3 protein-coding genes and 1 pseudogene are annotated in these 3262 nt (G+C 44.6%); 3 read left to right on the plus strand and 1 reads right to left on the minus strand.

Translation table 11 applies throughout. The features are described from left to right. Positions 1-1183 (minus strand): annotated as a pseudogene (locus ACLFWI_RS28650) (ATP-binding protein); the annotation flags it as partial. 142 nt (positions 1184-1325) lie between these two features. Between ACLFWI_RS28650 and ACLFWI_RS28655 the strand changes: the two are divergent. From ACLFWI_RS28655 to ACLFWI_RS28665, 3 genes are read left to right on the plus strand one after another with little or no spacing between them, the layout of a single operon-like run. After that, the gene (locus tag ACLFWI_RS28655) at positions 1326-2489 is read left to right on the plus strand and encodes a hypothetical protein (RefSeq protein ID WP_446415760.1); all 1164 of its coding nucleotides are present in this window, start codon (positions 1326-1328) and stop codon (positions 2487-2489) included. Next, positions 2461-2820 carry a YbjN domain-containing protein gene (locus ACLFWI_RS28660; RefSeq protein WP_446415761.1) on the plus strand — a complete coding sequence of 120 codons (360 nt, stop codon included), beginning with the start codon at positions 2461-2463 and terminating at the stop codon, positions 2818-2820. Before ACLFWI_RS28655 ends, ACLFWI_RS28660 begins: the two co-directional genes overlap by 29 nt. A 60-nt stretch (positions 2821-2880) precedes the next feature. Further along, positions 2881-3168: a hypothetical protein gene (locus ACLFWI_RS28665; RefSeq protein ID WP_446415762.1), complete on the plus strand. Its 288-nt coding sequence runs from the start codon at positions 2881-2883 to the stop codon at positions 3166-3168. Positions 3169-3262: the final 94 nt, after the last annotated feature.

Consider the following 3262-nt stretch of genomic DNA (forward strand, 5'->3'; position numbering starts at 1 on the left):
GGTTAGAGTTATCGTCTAACTCAGTTGTTGCCATGGATAGACAGGCAGCTTGAATCGCAGAAGCACTGAGATTAAACTGAACCACTAAACTCTCCACCTGTCCATTGAGTTCAGCCGCCATTGAGCCGAGGTGAGATTGCCACAGACAGATTTGTTCATGATGGCTCAGTTGGGGGACATCGAAACTGAGTAAGGAGCGACGGAAGGAAGATAGGCGTTCGACGGTGGTAATGATTAAGGGGGTATGGGTTTTCTCAATAAGCTGCCCAATTGTCGAGGTGAAAACTGGATCAGTGGTGTTGATGCGATCGCAATCCAGTAAGAGTATATGACCCGTTAATGCGACTTGCCGTTTCCAGCGTTGTATGAAGTGATCTAGGTCTTCAGCTTGGGTGGGTAAGCGATGGGCGGACATCACTTGCACTTGTCGTCCCCGTATCGCACCAGCCATCGCCGCAATTTCCCATTTAGCCTCTAGTTGTGAACCACAAAGCTGGATCACAGGGATTGAAGAGGATGGTAATTTTTCCCTCTCGGCATCTCTATGTTCCTGGATTTGCCCTACATGATTACGCTTCCATAGAGTGGTGATACGTTCAGCAATTTGCTGATGTGAAGGTGACAAAGGGAAATTACTATTAACCTCAATGGACAGGGGTTGAATCAGACTCAATAGTTGTTGATCTTGATAGGGTTCACCCAATAAATAGTGGAGGATGCTTTCATCAATCTGGAAAGGACATAAAGAAATAACTTGACCTCTACTAATTTGTAGCAGTTGCCAACGCCGTAAGGGGGCTTTGGGGGTGAAAGCACTCCAATGAGCTTCGGGGAAAACTTGTAAGGCTAAGCTGAATGTGGGAAAGCACATTTCCGAGTTTCCCTGAGCGTCGGCGCATAAAGTCGGAAAATTGGGATGAATTGCCATACCGACTCCGAGAAGCAAAATATTACGCTCAAAAGACGACAGGTTAAAGGTGGTACACAGTTGTTCTAAGGCGGGTGGAGGATTCATGTCAGCCGCCCCTGAGACGAAATCTGTCGGGGCTTCTGAGACAGTCTCACTGGTCTGATTCTGTTGGTAGGCAATGTAACGATTTAATGCCTGATAAACAGATGTGACTCCAGTTAGCAGGTATTGATAGTTGGCTTTATACCAAGCGTCTGTGGCTGTAAGGTTCATAAATTCTCTGCCTTGACATCGCGAACGAATAGATTGATGCCCTTGCTTTAAGAAGGGATTTACCTTTGACAATGACAAGGCTAGCAGGAAAACGTGATATAATAAAGCACCTCACAAATAACTGGCAAGCTGAGGCGGCATTATGACTTACGAACGAGTACAAAAGTCTTCCTCTTGGATTCCCAAACCCACCAAGAAAAAATCTCACTTTGCACCACAGCCATTTACGGTTCAAACCAAACGAGGTAAGACAGATAAGTCTCAAGCACCAGCTTATACTCCAGTTGCCGATGACTGGGTAACGAATAATCCCTTGATGAGAAGTATACAGACGGCTGAAAACAAAGAGGCACAAGCACTACAGCGTCAGGAAGAGTCAGAAAACAAAGATGACCTCCAGATTTCAACACAGGAGGGGGTTATTCAACGCCAATCGGACTCAGATGAACAAGAAGATCAAGAAGATCGTAATCAGGATCATTTGCCAAGTCCAGTGGTTGGCAGATCTGGCGCTGCTGGGATGAATTTCAGTGAGCTTTTTGCATTCGATTGGTCTCGATTGTTCCATAACAACACCAATACCTCTGGGCAAACAAATGTAGCAAATCCCTACCAAGGAGTTCGTGAAGCTTCAGAATACCTTAAACAACAAGGAGTACCCAGAAAATACCGCAAACAGACTCTTGAATCTTTTGATATCGAAACAATAAAGGTTAGGCAAGCCGATCCTTTAGAATTTGGTACTCGTTATTTTGATGACTCAGGTGCCAAACCAAAAGGTCGTTATTTAGCTGAGAATCTTCCTGCTTCTCGACAAAGCATTGCTCTGCCTCCAGAATGGAACAAAATGAAAGACTTGGAGCGTTGGCAGATTAGACCGGGTTCAACTTTGATTGAGGGTAACACTGCTCCTCAAGAGGTCAATGGCGTTCGCTATCAGGGTGGTCAGACACAGAAATATGTTCCGAATCCAGACAATGATTTAGTCTCACACAGGAGGTGGCGTGGCGGTTCTGCACCCTATGCAGCTCTAGGAGCAGGTGGAATGTCGGCTTGGCACAATTTCAATGCTGTGCAAAACGGTGAGATGAGCATCGAACAGGCCATTGGCGACACGGCGCTCAATACGGGCATCGGTGGTGCTTCGGGTTTGGCTGACGATTTTCTTACTCCCCGCTTAGGAGGCGGACCCAGAACAGCAAAGTGTGGAACTTCCCACTCAATCTGGAGAACTCGAAGGGGAGATGCTAATTTTATGGGATGCGAGAAGCTCATTAGTGCAATGTATTCATCCGCTACCTTTTGAAGTTCCTGAAGACAAGATTTCTGCTGCTGAAAGTGCGATCGCCCGAATTAATCATGCCTTGACACTACCCGGTTTTGGACTCGATCACAGAAATGGGTTTATCTACTTTCGCCTAAGTATTCCCCGTCGAGATGATGGAACTATATCAGCTAAAGAACTACAGCGTTTGGTTCGCACTAGCATTAGTACAGCAGCAGACTTTTATAAGCCCTTGTCGGGAGTAGTTTTGGAAAGCAAAAGTCCTGACCAAGTTATGGTCGATGCTGCCTCCCAAGCCGGTCTTTCATCGAAGCTAGATGATCGGAATGCAGAAACAAAACTTGATACATAAAATTGTTCTATAAAAAAGAATAAATTATGTTTTGAAATTGGCAGTATATTTGTCATTGCTATGAGTAAAATAGATCGAGTTAAACAGTACATTAACGAAGCCATCAACGAAATTGAGCCTGAAATTCGTAAGGATTCAGATAAGGATAGGTATGGAATCTCAAAACAAATTCTGTTGGACTTCAAGCAAAACTTAGAAATTATGCTTCAGGAAGTAGAAAGTAACACGATTCCACATCGAGATGCACGAAGCCAAAAAATGGGATATCTTATTGTCGATTCTTGGCCATATAATTATCCATTGGGAGAGACCATACTGAAAGCAGAACAAGAATATAAGGAATTGTAAACATCCTATACTAGGCAGCTAATGGAAAATTACTGATTAGGGTTTGGCAGCGATTTTGAGACTCCTCAAATTAGGGGGAGTGCCTGGAGCAGGT

The organism is Coleofasciculus sp. (assembly GCF_046539235.1).
Taxonomy (GTDB): Bacteria; Cyanobacteriota; Cyanobacteriia; order Cyanobacteriales; family Coleofasciculaceae; genus Coleofasciculus.